Here is a 16,525-nt window from a genome sequence, read left to right as displayed (position 1 = left end):
CTCTGGCGGCAGCGCGCCTGCCGGCGCTTATGCCGGCGGCGGCGCCCCGCGCCCGCTGACGCCCGCGCCTGCCGCGCGCCTCGACAGCGACAAGCTGATGCAGCTTGTCGCGCCGCCCGCCGCGGAACAGCCGCCGCTGCCCGCCTTCCCGGCACTGGAACCCATCGGCCAGCTCCACGGCACCTATATCGTGGCGCAAAACGAGACCGGCATGTTCCTCATCGACCAGCATGCCGCCCATGAGCGGATTAATTATGAATATTATTATGAGACGTTCGGACGGCCGCAGGAAGCGAGCCAGGAGCTGCTCTTGCCTCTAACACTGGAGTTCACTCCGGCGGAAGCGGAGATCATGCAGGGGAAGCTGGCATTGCTCGCACAAGCGGGCGTCTATTTAGAGCCCTTCGGCGGCAACGCTTTTCTCGTTCGCGCGTATCCTCATTGGTTTCCGAGCGGGGAAGAAAAGAACATCATCGACGAGATGGTGGAATGGATTTTGACGGAGAAGAAGGCTGTGGATTTGTCCAAGCTGCGGGAGAAAGCATCGACCCTTTGTTCCTGCAAGGCTTCGATCAAAGCAAACCAAAGTCAAAGCATTGTGGAGCTGGAGGCTTTGCTCGACCGTTTGGCAGCCTGCCGCAATCCGTACACCTGCCCCCACGGCCGACCGATTCTTGTCAGCTTCACCACTTATGAACTGGAAAAAATGTTCAAACGCGTCATGTGATAGAGGCAATCACGCGCCTGTTGAAAGGAGATCCCCCGTTGATCCGGAAACCTCTGCCTGTCGATACCGCATTGCCGGCTCTTCTTGAGACGCTCCGTCATAGCGTGAACGCCGTTCTCACCGCTCCTCCGGGAGCCGGTAAAACAACCCGGGTGCCTTTAGCCCTAATAGATGAGAGCTGGGTGCAGAATCGCCGTATTCTTATGCTGGAGCCGCGAAGAATCGCGGCACGCTCTGCCGCCCATTACATGGCAAAAATGTTGGGTGAGGAAGCAGGCGAAACCGTAGGCTATCGCGTTCGCATGGATGCGAAGGTAAGCCCGCGCACCCGCATCGAGGTGATCACCGAAGGCGTCTATCTTCGCATGCTGCAGGAAGACCCTACGTTGGAAGGCGTAGGAGCCGTGCTATTCGACGAGTTCCACGAACGGAGCCTAAATGCGGACTTGGGTCTTGCACTCACTCTGGAATCCAGAGCGCTTTTTCAGAGCGATCTGCGTATCGTGCTGATGTCCGCAACCCTTGAGGCGGATAAAGCAGCGGAAGTGTTGGGCGATGCTCCGATAATCCGCAGCGAGGGCAGAGCTTACCCGGTAGACATTCACTATTTGGATAAAAAGCCCGTCGTCCGCATTGAGGACACAATCGTTAAAGCCACCCAGCAGGCCATCCGCGAGGAAGAGGGAGACCTGCTTGTTTTTCTGCCCGGTGCCGGTGAAATCCGCCGGGTTGAGGCGAAGCTTCGCGCTCATTATTGCTCACCGTCCAATTCCGCCGCTGTCGTGCGAATCGCTCCCCTATATGGAGATCTATCGCTGAAGGAGCAAGATGAAGCGCTGATTCCTTCACCTGAGGGCAGACGCAAAATCGTTCTCGCCACTTCGATTGCGGAAACTAGCCTCACCGTGGAAGGCGTCCGGGTCGTGATTGACAGCGGGCTGATGCGGATTCCCCGCTTTTCGCCGCGGACGGGTTTGACCCGTCTGACGACAGTTCCCGTTTCTAAGGCGTCCGCCGAACAGCGGCGGGGAAGAGCGGGGAGATTGATGCCGGGGGTATGCTACCGGCTGTGGACGGAAGCGGAGCATTGGCAGCTGCCCGAACAGACCTCACCCGAAATGATGGATGCGGATTTGGCTCCCCTTGCCCTGCAATTGGCAGCTTGGGGCGCACCAGACCCAGGACAACTGATATGGCTTGACCCGCCGCCAGCAGGATCATATGCTCAAGCCCTTGGTTTATTGACCGCTCTCGGCGTGTTAGATCAAACAGGGGGACTCACAGAGCATGGCCGAAAAATGGCCGGCCTGAGCTTGCATCCCCGGCTCGCTCATATGATCCTACAAGCCATTCCTCTAGGCTTGGGAGATGCGGCATGCGATCTGGCGGCGCTTCTTACGGAGCGGGATCTGTTCCGCGGCAAACCTGAAGCAGCGGATGTGGATTTGCGGCTGCGATTGGATGTACTGCGGCGCCATCCTGGCAGCCGATCAGCTGATCCATTCAGCGCTACGCTTCGTCTACTCCGAGCAGAAGCAGACCGCTGGAAACTGGAACTCGGCATAGGCGGGCAGAAACAAGCCAATCTAGAGGACACCGATTGCGGCCTGCTGTTGGCGCTGGCCTATCCCGATCGGATCGCCCAAGAGAGATCGGGCGGGCGATATTTGATGTCCGGTGGAAGGGGCGCTTATCTCGAAGATGGTCAGCCCTTGTACGGAGAAAAATATATCGTCGCAGCGGATCTCGACGACCGTGGAGCGGACAGCCGTATCTTTTTAGCCGCACCGGTAACGACCGCCGATATCGAGCGCTTATTTGCGGATCAAATCAAAGAGGAAACTCTCGTTTACTGGGAGCGGGATGCACGGGGAGTAAGAGCGCGAAAACGCGTCACCTTGGGCGCTCTTATCATGAAAGACAATCCCGTATCTGCATGGAGCAGCGAGACTGCCGCTGAAGCATGGAGGGAAGGGCTGCGTCTGGAAGGCTTGGGTCTATTGCCTTGGACGAAGGAGTCGGAGGGGATTCGCCGCCGTATCCTATTTATGGGCGGTTTGGAACAAGGGTGGCCGGATGTCAGCGATGAAGGGCTTCTAAACACTTTGGATGAGTGGCTGCTGCCCCATCTTGCCGGAATGAAGAGTGCGGAGGAATTGAAGAAACTTAAGCTGGTGTCACTGATGCAAGACATGCTGAGCTGGGAACAGCGGATGAAATTGGACAAGGAAGCGCCTACCCATTTCACGGTGCCCAGCGGTTCGCGCATTCCCATCGATTACAGCGACAGTGGTCAACCGCATTTTGCCGTTCGCTTGCAGGAGATGTTCGGTTTGCATGATACGCCGCGCATCGGGTTTGGAAGGGTACCGCTTACGGTACATCTGCTGTCTCCGGCTCAGCGTCCTGTACAAGTCACCCAGGACTTGGCCGGTTTTTGGGCGCGCACTTATTTTGACGTAAAAAAAGACCTGAAAGGCCGGTATCCCAAGCACTATTGGCCTGAAGATCCGACTCAGGCCGTTCCGACCAGCCGAGTCCGTCCACGTCCGGATAATCAACCGCCCCGTTAAGGCTCTGGAGCCGATTATCTGCTAGAGGACGCCCATTTTCTCAATATGATCTTTCGTTTCCGGCACGGCGTAGCGGTAGATGAGCCGGTAAATGTCCTGCAGTTTATCGTCATAGGCATCGTTGCGGATGTCCTGTTTGCCGGCTGGAATCTCCTCAAAGGATTCATATGGAGTGGCAGCCCGGGAGATCAACTCTTCGTCCTTGTCTTCCGCTTCAGCGAAAAGCTCCATCAATTCTTGCGCTTCATCCAACGTTGCGCGAATTTCAAAATCAAAATTGGCGGTTTCGGCATTATCCAAAATTTCTTGGCTGCCTACGCTTACATAGTACGTATGTTTATTGTCCATATTCATCAAAGCCCCTTTGCAATTTGCTGTACCAATGGATTCCAGTTAGAAGTATACCCCTAAACGCCGGTTGCTCATACGAAATCTATAGAGCGGGCTGGCTGGCCGATATAAGACTTTTTTTCGGAAGTCGTGTATACTCAGATCGGGTTCTATTACCCTCATTACTGTCTGATGAATCGAGGATGCCATGCTGGTTACAACATCTTATCAAGCCTCTCCGGAGATGAGGGAGCAGGGCAAACGCGCAGCCCAAGAATTAAACGCCAAATGGGTGGAGCGGCGCCAAATGTCCCTTTCCGCCTTGATGAAACGATACGGAGAGCAGGGTGTGCTGATTTTTACCGAAGAAAAGATGGTCTACCATCCCGACTTGGAATCGTCGATATTCTTTCATCCCAGCACTGGGTATATCCGGGTAAAACGGATGGTGAAAGGTCAGGGCGATCCGCTTATGGAGATTTCCGGCGTTCAGCCAGGAGACTCCGTGTTGGACTGCACCGCCGGTCTTGGGAGCGATTCCATCGTATTCTCTTATGCCGTCGGACCGACCGGCTCCGTGACAGCGCTTGAGAGTGAGTCGATTATCGCCTTGCTGCTGCGGGAAGGCCTCGCCCATTATCAAGCTAAGCTGGCTGCATTAAATGATGCGATGCGCCGCATCCAGCTGGTGAACGCCCATCATTTGGAGTATTTAAAGAGCCTTCCGGACAAAAGCGTCGATATTGTCTATTTTGATCCGATGTTCCGGATTCCCATCGAGGAGTCAAGCTCCATTTCACCTTATCGGAATGTAGCCAACCACGATCCGTTAAGCGAGGAAGCGGTTACGGAAGCGGTACGCGTCGCCCGGAAAAAAGTGATTCTGAAGGATCATCGGGACAGTCCCGAATTTGCCCGTCTTGGTTTTGACCGCAATCGTGCCCGGTATAAAAGTTCGTATGGGGTGATCGAACCATGACGAACCGTAAACCGCCGCTTTTGATCCTGCTGGGACCGACGGCTTCCGGCAAAACCAAGCTTAGCGTCGAGATTGCCAAAGCTAATCGCTGTGAAATCATCTCCGGCGACTCTATGCAGGTATACCGGGGAATGGACGTAGGCACGGCGAAAATCAAGCCCGAGGAGATGGAGGGAGTGCCCCATCATTTACTCGATATCGTCGATCCGGATACGCCTTTTTCCGCCGCTGATTTTCAAACCATCGGAAAGCGCTTAATTGACGAAATTGCGGCGCGGGGCAAGCTGCCTTTTATCGTCGGCGGCACGGGGCTTTACATTGAAGCCTTGATCTATGGCTATGAATTTAGCGAAGGGGGAGCGGACCCTGAGTTCCGCAAAGAGCAGGAAGCGTATTTTCTTGAGTTCGGGGAGCAGGCGCTGCATGACCGTTTACGTGAGATAGATCCCGCTTCGGCGGAAAGGCTTCACCCCCGGGATTCACGGCGGATTATCCGCGCTCTGGAGGTAGCCCATCTCACCGGCGTTCCTCTTTCCGAGCAGCTTGCCAAACAAACGAAGGAATCGCCTTATGAGGTGATCTTGATCGGATTGACATTGGAGCGGAATCTGTTGTACAAACGAATTGAAGAGCGAATCGATACAATGCTTGCGAACGGGCTCGTAGAGGAAGTGCAGATTTTGTTGGACCGGGGATATTCGCCTTCTCTCGTTTCCATGCAGGGGTTGGGGTATAAGGAAATCGTTCCTTATCTTCAAGGATATTCCAGTTATGACGAAGCCGTTTATTTGCTGAAACGGAATACGCGGAGATTCGCCAAGCGGCAACTTAGTTGGTTTCGACATATGAAGGAGATCCAGTGGGTAGACGTAACCGACAGTTCAAACTTTTCCGCGCATTTGAGCGCAATTAATGCTATAATAGCAGGAAAGTTTGCCTAACACAGAGAATATATATTGTGAATATTAAGCGGACACGGATGACCGTTCCATATTTGAAAGGGGATTACCATGAACAAATCGATCAACATCCAAGATCATTTTTTGAACTCGCTTCGAAAAGAAAACGTTCCGGTCACCGTGTACCTTACAAACGGCTTCCAAATCCGCGGCGTCATCAAAGCGTTTGACAATTTTACCATCATCATCGATAGTGAAGGACGGCAGCAAATGGTTTACAAGCATGCCATTTCCACTTTTACCCCGCTCCGTTCCGTCTCCTTTTTACCTGAACCGGGAAGCGAAGGGTAGACCAACGGTTTTTATGAAGAAAACACGGAGCAACCCGAGGTCCCAAGCCGGAGGTTGTTCTTTTTTTGCAAGAGAAACTTTTCAGTAGGATGAATCGTTAATATAGGATGAGGGTAATGAAAATTGTCCTCTACAGGCAAGCCAGCATGACGAACGACAATAAAAAGTCCACCGGAAGCAAAAAATAGAGATCCGGGGATTATCGGGGGGAACAACATCATGCCTACACAACGGCCGCCCGCATCGGGCTCCAGACAGCCGTCTCAACCGCGAAAGACGGGTAGCAAAGGAAAGCCGAAGAAGAAAGGGTTTCATTTCAAAAAGCTGCTGACATGGCTGATTGTGGCGGCAGCACTGGCTATCGTAATCGGCTTGATCGGTTACATCTTCATCTTGTTCAGCGGGCAAAAAATGATGCAAGAGAACAAAGATAAAGAAGTTATGCCGCAAACCTCGGTCATTTATGACGTCAACGGCGATATGGTGCAAAAGCTCAATCAGGGCGGAGCGCAAAACCGCGAATTGATCGGCTACGACCAATTGCAGCCCAACTTGGTCAATGCGTTTGTAGCAACGGAAGACAAGCGTTTTTGGACTCATAAAGGGGTGGATTTCTGGTCCATCGGCCGCGCCTTGGCCAAAGACGTTGTCGCCCGCAGCACCGTCGAGGGCGGCAGCACCATTACCCAGCAGTTGGCGAAAAACATGTATTTGACAGCGGATAAAACATTTTTCCGCAAAGGTACGGAAATGTCCATGGCTCTCGCTTTGGAAAACCAGTTTACCAAAAAAGAAATCATGGAAATGTACCTGAACCGGATCTTTTTCGGACAAAATTCATGGGGCGTGAAGGCGGCAGCCAAAACGTACTTCGGAAAAGACATCAGCAAACCTGACGAGCAACTGGAGATTTGGGAAATCGCCACTTTGGCGGCGCTGCCGAAAGCGCCGACGACGTACAACCCCATCAAGCACCCGGACAATTCCAAGGCACGCCGCGCCGTAGTCCTGCAGCTTATGATGGAACAGGGCTACATTACCAAAGATGAGATGGAACAGGCGAAGGCCGTGGATTATGTTCCACCGAAAGGCTCATCGTCCAGCGGCAGTGATACCGAAGCCTATTTCACCTTCGTCGATTATGTCGTGACCGAGGCAGCGGAAAAGTATCAGATTCCGGAAGAGGAACTGGTTACCGGCGGCTACAAGATTTACACGACGATGGATCTAAAAGCCCAAAAAACCATGAGCGATACGTACGACAACGACAAGTTCTTCCAAAAAGATATGGCCGGCGAAGAGATGCAAAGCAGCATGGTCATTCTCAACAATGCGGACAGCGGCATCGTCGCTATGATCGGTGGACGGGATTACGCCAAGAAGGGCTTTAACCGAGCGGTATCTGCTACACGCTCTCCGGGTTCTTCCATCAAACCTTTGGTCGTATATGGCCCTGCAATTGAAAAAGGTCCTTATAACGCCTATTCGATGCTCCCCGATGAAAAGCAGGACTTTAACGGTTATACGCCGAGCAATTACGACGGAAAATACGAAGGCCAGGTCGATCTGGCTTACGCCGTGAAGAAGTCGAAGAATTTGCCTGCGGTGTGGCTGCTTAATAAGATTGGCGTCAACTACGGGAAAAACTTCGCCAAGACGCTGGGCATTCCGTTCTCGTCAGAGGACAACAACCTGGCCATCGCCCTCGGCGGATTGACCAACGGCGTTTCACCCTTGGACATGGCTCAAGCCTATGCAGCGTTTCCCAATAACGGCGTGAAGAGGACGGCCCATTCCATCGTGAAAATCGAAGATTCCAACGGCAGTACCGTAGCGGAATTCAGCGATAAGGGCGTCCAGGCGATGAAAGCATCCACCGCCTGGTATATGACCCAGATCATGAAAGGTGTCGTCAGCTCCGGAGGCACCGGCGCGAAAGCGGCTATGGATCGGCCTGTCGCCGGGAAAACCGGCTCAACCCAAGTTGGCATCAAAGGGTTAGAAAAGTATACGAAGGACTTATGGTTCGTCGGGTACACCCCGGAATGGACGGCAGCGGTTTGGATGGGTTTTGACAAAACGGATAAAAATCATTACATCACCATGTCCAGTGGCAGCGCTGCGGCGATATTCAAGGAAGTCATGCAGAAATCGCTGAGCGGCCACAAGGTTGTTGACTTTAACCGGCCGAACGGCGTGAAAGACGTGGAGAAGAAAGCCGATGCGGTGCAGGATCTAAAAGCCGAGTACGTGCCAGACATGTTGAAAATACGTCTGACGTGGACAGCGGACAAAGAAGCCACCTATAAGCTGTACCGTAAGGAGTCTCAGGAGGAAGAGTTCGCCCAAGTGGCTGAAATTACGGGAGAAGGAAGTTGGTACGACACCACCGTCCTTCCCGGCGGAATTTACCAATATTATTTGGTAACCGCAGGCGCCAATGGACAGGATGACAGCGAAAACTCGACAACGGTGGAAGTCGAAGTGCCTGCTAACTCCCCATCCCCAGGTGTAACGGAAACACCGACAGAGACGCCGGGAGATGGCGTAACGCCAACGCCTTCACCGGGTGATGGACAAACAGGCGGCGAGGGAACGGCTAGTTCTAGTCCGGGTGGCGGCAATGAGCCCACACCAACCCCGACACCTCCTCCCCAAGGTGGAGGGACAGAGCAGTCCGGCCAACCGGGGGGCGAGGCTACCCCGACGCCAACGCCGTCTCCGTAATGGAACGGTTGATAAATTGCGAAAATAGGAAGGATATCTATTTTAACGAGGTGCATAGATGAAGAAGTTGTCCATGGCAGCAGCAGTTGCGGCCCTGTGTCTGGCGGTGTTTGCCTCCGGATGCGGTACTAAAGAATCGAAGAGTTCGGAAACAGGGGGGGAAGCTGCGACCCAACAGCAAAATGCAAAGAGCTGGTCTTCTGCACCAGCCATGACCATCGATAAGAGTAAAACCTACCAAGCAGTATTTAAAACGGATGACGGCGACTTCACCATCGATTTGTTCGCCAAGGAAGCGCCAATTACCGTGAATAACTTCGTTTTCCTTGCGAACCATGATTTTTATGACGGCGTGAAGTTCCATCGCATTATGAAGACCTTTATGATTCAAACCGGCGATCCGACTGGAACGGGCAGCGGTGGTCCCGGCTATACCATAGAGGATGAGTTGAACAGCCCTTACTCCTATGAACCCGGCATTGTAGCCATGGCGAACACGGGGACGGCCAATACAGGAGGCAGCCAATTTTTTATCTGTACCGGGGAAGACAGTAAGAACTTAGACAACATTCCCAACTACACCATTTTCGGCAAAATCAGCTCCGGCATGGATATCGTCCAGAAGGTAGCGGATACTCCTGTCAAGGCATCGGAAAGAGGCGAGCTCAGCGTGCCAACCCAGGACGTACTGATCCGGGACATTACCATCGTGGAGAAATAACATCAACCAGAAAGCGGCAGATGCCGCCAGATGGTTTATCCTAGGGAAGGATAAACATCTGGCCCTGCCGCTTTTTCTACATAAGAGAAGATTGGCACAATAATTTAACTAATTTCCTTCGGTGAACGTCGCTCGTTCTGGAAGAACGGCGTCGACCGTTTATCCTTGGCTGGAGAAAGGTAGCATTCGTATGAAAACCCGGGCTTGCTTATTGCTCCACGGTTTTACGGGAGGTCCATATGAGATTGAACCTTTGGCAAAGCATCTAAGGGAGTTGGGTTGGACATGCCGGATTCCGACTTTGGCCGGGCACGGCGGTGATTTGCACCGGTTGGGTTTCGTGAAAAGGTCGGATTGGATCGGCAGTGCGGAGATGGCGGCCGGGGAATTAACCAACCTGTATGGCAGCTTCGATTTGATTGGTTTCTCCATGAGCGGGCTGATCGCCGCTTATCTGGCCAACCGTTATCCGGTGCGCAAGCTTATTCTTTTGAATGCCGCGGTTATCTATATCAGTCCAAGACGGTTGGCCGACAGCATCAGGCACAATATCCGGCGGCGGGATTTCAGTGAATACGTCCGCAAAAACGGTACGCCTTTTTCGGCGGTTGTGCAGTTCATGCGGCTTGTTCACGAACTGAAGCCCGAATTCGCCAAAGTGAAGATTCCTTCCCTTGTCATCCAGGGAGGAAGAGATCATGTCGTGCATCCCGGCAGCGCGCGATTCATCATGAGCCGATTGGCCGGTCCGAAGGAACTCCGAGTATATCCCGATTCCCGTCATATGATCTGCAGCGAATGTGAGGCGGATGAAGTTTTCGCAGCCGTTCAGAACTTTTTGGCAGATTAAGTCGTCTCTTGTAGAGAATTGGAGGGAGTTGGGGAGTATGAGCCAAAAGCACCGCCGTGGCGCTCGTAAATGGGTGCTTCTGGCGCTTTGCGTTTTGTTTGCCGCCGGGTTAATCGAGGTTGCGAGAATCCAGTGGATGATTCATAGTGGCAAGCATTTGGGCGGTAACGAGCCAGTGGATGTTGGCATTGTCTTAGGCGCAGCCTTATGGCACGACGTTCCCAGTCCTGGACTTAAGGAACGGTTGGATCATGCGCTGGAGCTGTACAATGCCGGCAGGTTCCCAACGTTTATCGTCACCGGCGGACTGGATACCGGGGGAGCAACCATTACCGAGGCAGAAGGAATGAAACGCTACCTGATGCAGCAGGGGGTGCCGGAAAAGGACATTTTGACGGAGCCGCTTGCCCGTAGCACGTATCAAAATCTATCGTTTAGCAAGAAATTGATGGAAAGCCATCACCTGCATACCGCTGTTATCATTACGCATTCCTATCACGGTGCCCGAGCGGCGGACATGGCAAAATTTATCGGCTTTGAACCGGTTCAGACGGATACATGCGAGACGAAAGTAATGAGCATAGTCAAGCACCGGTTGCGGGAAACGCTGGCTTTTGGCAAGTGGGATATCGACAAGGTGCTGCTTCGCACAGGAGTGATCTCGGGGGAGGTATGAACTGAATAATCCTGATTACAGCAAATAAACGCTCACTCTTTGACCAGGTAAAAGTAATCGTACAATTTGGTGAAGCCAGCTTTTGCGTAGAGGTTCAGGGCGGCATCATTATCGGCCAAAACCTGCAAATACATGCCCTCAGCGCCTTTTTCGTCGCTCCATTGAGCAGCGGCTTGCAGCATTGCGGTGCCAACGCCTTTTCTCCTGAAGCGCTCGCTGGTAATCACGTTGGTCAGTCCCGTCCAGCCCCGTTCCGTAACCGCCGTCGCCATACCAGCGGCTTCGCCGTCAACCCTTGCCAGCAGATGGACGGATTCTGGGCCGATGGCGGCGCAAAGCTGCTTCATAAATTCCCGTCTTGGTGCAGGGAACTCCTCGAATTCCATGTACCGGTCTAGCCATTCCTCGCTGGGAGCGGATAATCGTTCGACGGTTAGAGAGGACCAGTTGGACACTTTTTGTGTGGCAGTCAGCACTTCACTTGTCGCAGCGGTTTGGAGCATGGTCTGAGTGACTTCCTTGTACCCATTGCTCAGAAGCTGAGGAACGAGACCAGGATCAGATGCCGGACTAATGTGGAAATGAACAGGCAGAGAAAGGCGCAGGTAAAACCCTTCAATCTCTTCCAGCCATCGGGTGTGGGCGGGGATCGCTCCCCATGCATGGACGCTGTTTGCCCGTTTGGTGATGCCTTTTGCTGCCCGAAGCGTCCAGTTGCTCATTCGCTGCGTAATTTGAGCGGGCCATGTATTGAGGGCAAGTTCTTCCAGCAAATGAATAAGGGCCAAGTCTTTCTCGCAATCGGTGGGGGTTGTTTCGATCATTGCTTCATTCACTCCTTGCAATCCATAAATTATTATAAATATACATAATTATGTATAAATATACAAGCATATAACGAAAAGAACTTACAGAAAAGAGGAAAATCATGACAAACCGCTGCGGCTGGGTAAATGATGACCCGCTCTATATCCAGTATCACGACCATGAATGGGGCGTTCCCCTGCATGATGACCGGAAACTTTTTGAATTGTTATGCCTGGAAGGAGCCCAAGCCGGTTTAAGCTGGTACACTGTGTTGAAGAAGCGCTCGGCTTATCGGGAAGCTTTTGTCGGGTTCGATCCAGTTCTATTAGCATCCTACGGGGAGAAGGAAGCGGAAGTGCTGCTGCAAAATGCCGGGATCATCCGCAACCGGTTGAAAATCCTATCTGTGTTCAAAAACGCGGCCGCATTCTTGAATATCCAGAAGGAGTTCGGCAGCTTCGACCGATATCTGTGGAGTTTTGTCGGGGACAAGCCTATTGTGAATCACTGGCAGACGTTGGCTGAGGTTCCGGCTAAAACGGCTCTCTCCGATGCCTTAAGCAAAGACCTGAAGAAGCGGGGCTTCAGCTTCGTCGGCTCTACCATTATCTATGCCTATATGCAAGCAACAGGTATGGTCAATGATCATCTGACCAACTGCTTCTGCCATCCATCCTTGCGGTAATAAAAATCCCTTTCTACCCGGACTTGCCGGAAAGAAAGGGATTTTTTGCGGTGATTATCCGCGTTTATTCGGCCGCTTGGCCGCTGACTGACTCCGGCAAAACCGGTGTATAGTCCGTTGCAACATAGGTCACCGCGGTCACTTCCGTAATGACTTGCGCATACATTTTGTCCGGGTCCGGCAAGATCGGTTCCGTGTAGATGACCGCTTTCTTTCCGTCAAATACGATGGATGAAACGCGGATGCCATAGCCCGGATGGGGGGCTTTCGCGTGTACTGTCACTTCCTGCACGCCACCGGAAAGGGCTTTTGTTGTCACGCTCATATCGGTAAATACGGGATCAGGTTCTTGCGGTTTGCTAGGCGTTACATCGGTCTTTTTCACGTATTCCCGGGCGTTGTAAATCCATACTGCCGCTTCGCCGCGAGTGACCGCATGTTTAGGAAGAAAGGCGGAATCGGCGTTCAATTCGATCACGCTGCTGTGCAGCAGGTTTTGAATGCTGTTGCTGTAGCCCGGAGTGATTTCTTTTTCGTCAGCGATCATCGTGAAAAGCATCGGATAAACATGGGAGCCGTTCGCTTCAACGGCCTGGAACAAATAGTGGGCAAATTGCTCCCGGTTGATCTCGGCATCGGGCTTCATATCCTTAGGCAAATCAACTCCGTTAATGTGTGCGATAATAAACGCTTCCGAATACCAGGTATTATCCTTCACATCGGTAAAATAGTCGCTGGCCAGCGGCGCTTTGTTGAAGAGGAAGCGCGCCAGACTGAGGTCCAACCCTTTGACGAGAATGGAGATGGCGGCGGCATTGGTCAGTTTTCCACTGGGATTGAACTTTCCTCCAGGCTCGCCGGATACGATGCCTTCTTTTTGCAGCGATTCGATTTTATCGCCTCCCGGCACATTTTTCACATCGGAGAAGGCTAGCACCGACCCGCTGAATGTAAGGAACAGGACGGCAGTCAACAGAGTAAGCAGCACTTTTTTCATCTTGTTCATTCACCTCATTGTTATTTTTTCCCGGGGCAACCTTTATAACGGGGGACTGCGAAATAATGTTGCACCTTTGGCCAAAAAAACAGGGGACATCTTCCAAAGACACCGACAACCGGCTGTACGGCTGGGCGGGCACCCATTTCTGGGCTCCTGCGTATACTGACTAACACCTGGGAAGGGGGAGTAGGAGATGAGCGGTAGCGGATCGATGATACAGCCGGCAAAAAAAGAACGTCCCGCCCGGCAAATCAGTGTTGTTCTTCGAAACGTGGAATCGGCGGGAGAGCCGGAGTCGGCGGGTTTGGCTAAGGGAGCGAGACAACAGGGGCCTTTTCAGGAAATGATGAAAGATTTCGACAAGATGATTGGCCTGGAAGAGGTCAAGGAGCTGCTGTTCGAGATCTATGCTGTGCTTACGGTTAAACAAATGAGGGCGGAGGCGGGACTGGCCGTTCTGCCGCAAGTTTATCATATGGTGTTCAGCGGCAACCCGGGGACGGGAAAAACGACGGTAGCCCGGATGACTGCCAAGCTTTTTCAGGAGTTGGGCGTCCTGGCAAAAGGACATCTGGTGGAAGCCGAACGGGCTGATCTTGTAGGGGAATACATTGGACATACAGCCCTGAAAACCCGTGAATTGATCAAAAAGGCGTTAGGCGGCGTACTTTTTATCGACGAAGCTTACAGTCTCGCCCGGGGTGGAGAAAAGGACTTCGGTAAGGAAGCCATCGATGCGTTAGTCAACAGCATGGAACGGGTTTTGCGAAATTTACCGGGATTGAATATATTCGGAAGCCCTGCCGCATACTTAATAGAGTCGGGCTTTTGCATCCAGTTCAGGAGCAGCCCGGCTAATTTATTGACGGAGGTCGCATCAATGGAAAACGGCAAGGTGAAATGGTTTAACGCAGAAAAAGGGTACGGATTTATCGAGAGGGAAGGCGGAAGCGATGTGTTTGTCCACTATAGCTCCATTCAGGGGGAAGGGTTCAAATCATTGAATGAAGGTGACCGGGTCCAATTGAATGTCATTCAGGGCAACCGCGGTCCGCAGGCGGAGCATGTGACCCGTCTGTAGCCGAGTGCTCTGTTTTCACATAAGGGTTTACATGAGATGAATGAAAATAACGATCCTTTCAAACCAGGGAGGGCTGTCCATGTATGCCAAAAAAGCTCCGGAAGTGATCGAAGAGGTGCAAACTCCGGTCTGGACATGTGAAAATGAAACCTGCAACGGCTGGATGAGAGTCAATTTTGTTTTTCAAGATGAGCCAAACTGTCCTCTTTGCGGAAATACGATGCTGAAGGAAAGCCGGATGCTCCCCGTCCTGGTAAATTCAACAAAAACAAATTCGTATACGTAATACACCCAAATGGGAACAGTACGAAGAAAAAAGCAGCTATACCGCCGAGTTTTCGTCTTATGGACGAGAATGCGGCGGTTTTCTTTCTATTTAAGACCTGAAAAATTCTTGAATAAGCTTCGTGAAGTTGGCTTCTTGTTTGGGGTTCAGGGTCGGCGCAAGCCGTTTATCCTTGTGTAAGTTTTTTGTAACGATTTCGGTTATGGGACATTCCGAATGCCGCATAAAGTGAAGGCAGGAGGGGATGACATGGCGCGGCGGTCGCTCCGTCCTTCCGATCTTGAGGTGCTTGAAGAATTTGCGGAACCGGCGGAGGATGACGGAAATCTATGGGACGCGATGAAAGACGTTTTATGTAAGCTGAATTCAGTGAGCGACAAGGATGTGATGGAAAGAGACGCAGGCAGCATGAAAACGGATCAGGAAGAGTTACTGATGGATGAAGAAACGAAAACGAATACAGGAGGCTAGGAGCCGCCAAGAGCGGAGATTGGAATTCAGGTAATGCAAGATAAACGCAGAATTCGAAGGGAATATGCGCGAAGAATGATTGTTGCTTTTGGCTTGAAGAAAACTATATAAATTGAACGAAAGAAAGGGATGAAGGAGCGGAGAAACCGATTGTTCTGGAAAAGCGTCAGCGGTCGCCTTTGCGATCAGATTCCTACCTTTAGACAACGATATAATCAAGGAATCTTAGCGCAACAGCGATTGGAAGAATAATCAGGTTTTGCAGTGACGGAATCCTTACAATCTTAAGTTCAACTTATATAGTTCGGTAAATCCACTTCCATGGAAATGATATATCAACAAATACATGCCGGTTGAAGATGCATGAAGATGAACGGGGTATGCGAGTTGCGTCGGGTTCTTTAGCAAAAACGGTCAGCTGCATGATTGGTGATCCTATATAGATGATTAAGTTCCATCAGCGGAAACGGGGTTTACTTTAACCGGTAAACCTCTTTTCTCTGTTTTCCGGCCATGGGAAGGAGGGCGGAGCCCATTGGAGAGAAGAAACAGGCAGCCATCTACGTACGGGTTTCCACGGAGGATCAGGGAGAGCGGGGGTATAGTCTCGAGGCGCAAATTGAAGATTGTTTGAATAAGGCGACTGAAATGGGTTACAGAGGAGATCAGGTGGAGGTCATTGCGGATGAAGCATCCGGCGCGGTTCTTGACCGTCCCGGAATGAACCGGCTGCGGGACTGGATTGAGAGCAGAGAACCGCCGAAAACGGTCATTCTTTACGATCCGGACCGGCTTTCCCGGAAGCTTTCCCATCAGCTCTTGATTACTGAGGAAATGATTAAATATAAAATCGCACTTGTATTTGTCAACTTTACATGGAACAATACTCCTGAAGGGCGCATGTTTTACCAATTGCGCGGCATGTTTGCCGAGTTTGAACGGGAAAAGATCCGTGAGCGAACGATACGCGGGCGTTTGGCCAAGGTGAAAAATCATGGAAAATTAAGCTGTAACCCCCGTTTATACGGGTATTGTTTTGATACGGCGGACGATGTGCTCCGCCCCGATCCGGAGGCTGCGGCGACGGTACGCCGCATATTCGCTTTAAGCGGCGGCGGGGAAAGTGCCGCCGCTATCGCCAGGCGGCTCGCCGCCGAGGGCGTGCCGGCGCCGCGGGGCAGCCGGTGGTACGGGTCGACGGTAAGCCGGATCTTACGGAACCCGAGTTATCTCGGAACGTACACGGCTTACAAGGTCGACTACCACCAAGGCTGGCGGCGGGTGCGGCCGCCGGAAGAGCGCTTCGCGCTGCCGCTGGCGCCGCTGGTGGAGCCGGCGGCCTTTGCCGCGGCGGCCGAGACG

The 16,525-nt window shown here is 52.3% G+C and carries 17 protein-coding genes; 14 read left to right on the top strand and 3 right to left on the bottom strand.

Features of this window, described 5'->3' with window-relative positions; translation table 11 throughout:
* Positions 1-727 (top strand): DNA mismatch repair MutL family protein (locus tag TJ79_RS05435; RefSeq protein ID WP_474995143.1); only part of this gene is annotated, 727 nt, incomplete at its 5' end.
* Positions 728-768: 41 nt separating this feature from the next.
* Positions 769-3,300: an ATP-dependent helicase HrpB gene (hrpB, locus tag TJ79_RS05430; RefSeq protein WP_155987784.1), complete on the top strand. Its 2,532-nt coding sequence runs from the start codon at positions 769-771 to the stop codon at positions 3,298-3,300.
* A gap of 21 nt (positions 3,301-3,321) precedes the next feature.
* Here hrpB and TJ79_RS05425 read toward each other — a convergent pair whose 3' ends face one another.
* Positions 3,322-3,648, bottom strand: a complete 327-nt coding sequence (locus tag TJ79_RS05425; protein ID WP_040949279.1) for a hypothetical protein — start codon at positions 3,646-3,648, stop codon at positions 3,322-3,324.
* Between the two features lie 190 nt (positions 3,649-3,838).
* Here TJ79_RS05425 and TJ79_RS05420 point away from each other — a divergent pair, with 190 nt between their 5' ends.
* The 7 genes from TJ79_RS05420 (at position 3,839) to TJ79_RS05390 (ending at position 10,833) form a co-directional block, all read left to right on the top strand.
* Positions 3,839-4,609: a class I SAM-dependent methyltransferase gene (locus TJ79_RS05420; RefSeq protein ID WP_040949278.1), complete on the top strand. Its 771-nt coding sequence runs from the start codon at positions 3,839-3,841 to the stop codon at positions 4,607-4,609.
* Positions 4,606-5,550 (top strand): tRNA (adenosine(37)-N6)-dimethylallyltransferase MiaA, encoded by a 945-nt coding sequence (gene miaA / locus TJ79_RS05415; protein ID WP_040949277.1) that lies wholly within the window; start codon positions 4,606-4,608, stop codon positions 5,548-5,550. Before TJ79_RS05420 ends, miaA begins: the two co-directional genes overlap by 4 nt.
* 69 nt (positions 5,551-5,619) lie before the next feature.
* The gene (hfq, locus tag TJ79_RS05410; RefSeq protein WP_040949276.1) at positions 5,620-5,859 is read left to right on the top strand and encodes an RNA chaperone Hfq; all 240 of its coding nucleotides are present in this window, start codon (positions 5,620-5,622) and stop codon (positions 5,857-5,859) included.
* A gap of 219 nt (positions 5,860-6,078) precedes the next feature.
* On the top strand, positions 6,079-8,586 hold the full coding sequence (locus TJ79_RS05405) for a transglycosylase domain-containing protein (protein WP_052339307.1): 2,508 nt from the start codon (positions 6,079-6,081) through the stop codon (positions 8,584-8,586).
* A gap of 58 nt (positions 8,587-8,644) precedes the next feature.
* Positions 8,645-9,307, top strand: coding sequence for a peptidylprolyl isomerase (locus tag TJ79_RS05400; protein WP_052339306.1), 663 nt, complete (start codon positions 8,645-8,647; stop codon positions 9,305-9,307).
* A gap of 121 nt (positions 9,308-9,428) precedes the next feature.
* Entirely contained in the window at positions 9,429-10,157 is a 729-nt protein-coding gene (locus tag TJ79_RS05395) for an alpha/beta hydrolase (protein ID WP_238322815.1), read from the top strand.
* A gap of 37 nt (positions 10,158-10,194) precedes the next feature.
* Entirely contained in the window at positions 10,195-10,833 is a 639-nt protein-coding gene (locus TJ79_RS05390) for a YdcF family protein (protein ID WP_052339304.1), read from the top strand.
* 32 nt (positions 10,834-10,865) lie between these two features.
* On the opposite strand, the gene TJ79_RS05385 is transcribed toward TJ79_RS05390, so the two are convergent.
* A complete protein-coding gene (locus TJ79_RS05385) occupies positions 10,866-11,657 on the bottom strand; it encodes a GNAT family N-acetyltransferase (RefSeq protein ID WP_040949274.1) in 792 nt (263 codons plus the stop codon).
* A gap of 104 nt (positions 11,658-11,761) precedes the next feature.
* Between TJ79_RS05385 and TJ79_RS05380 the strand changes: the two genes are divergently transcribed.
* Positions 11,762-12,325, top strand: coding sequence for a DNA-3-methyladenine glycosylase I (locus TJ79_RS05380; protein ID WP_040949273.1), 564 nt, complete (start codon positions 11,762-11,764; stop codon positions 12,323-12,325).
* A 64-nt stretch (positions 12,326-12,389) separates the two neighbouring features.
* Here the strand turns inward: TJ79_RS05380 and TJ79_RS05375 are convergent, their stop codons facing one another.
* On the bottom strand, positions 12,390-13,322 hold the full coding sequence (locus TJ79_RS05375) for an S-layer homology domain-containing protein (protein WP_052339303.1): 933 nt from the start codon (positions 13,320-13,322) through the stop codon (positions 12,390-12,392).
* 196 nt (positions 13,323-13,518) lie between these two features.
* Here TJ79_RS05375 and TJ79_RS28405 point away from each other — a divergent pair, with 196 nt between their 5' ends.
* From TJ79_RS28405 to TJ79_RS27070, 4 genes are all read left to right on the top strand, one after another.
* Positions 13,519-14,406 (top strand): cold shock domain-containing protein, encoded by an 888-nt coding sequence (locus TJ79_RS28405; RefSeq protein ID WP_081756724.1) that lies wholly within the window; start codon positions 13,519-13,521, stop codon positions 14,404-14,406.
* A 40-nt stretch (positions 14,407-14,446) separates the two neighbouring features.
* On the top strand, positions 14,447-14,692 hold the full coding sequence (locus TJ79_RS05360; protein ID WP_420319371.1) for a cold-shock protein: 246 nt from the start codon (positions 14,447-14,449) through the stop codon (positions 14,690-14,692).
* Positions 14,693-14,941: 249 nt separating this feature from the next.
* Complete coding sequence (locus TJ79_RS05355) at positions 14,942-15,163, top strand: hypothetical protein (protein ID WP_040949270.1); 222 nt, start codon at positions 14,942-14,944, stop codon at positions 15,161-15,163.
* Positions 15,164-15,676: 513 nt separating this feature from the next.
* Positions 15,677-16,525, top strand: an 849-nt coding sequence (locus TJ79_RS27070) for a recombinase family protein (RefSeq protein WP_162162918.1), incomplete at its 3' end; no start/stop codon positions are given.

The organism is Gorillibacterium massiliense (genome assembly GCF_000455485.1).
GTDB classification, from domain to species: Bacteria; Bacillota; Bacilli; order Paenibacillales; family NBRC-103111; genus Gorillibacterium; species Gorillibacterium massiliense.
Note: the sequence above shows the minus strand (reverse complement) of the source record. Positions and strands in the feature narration are given on the sequence as shown.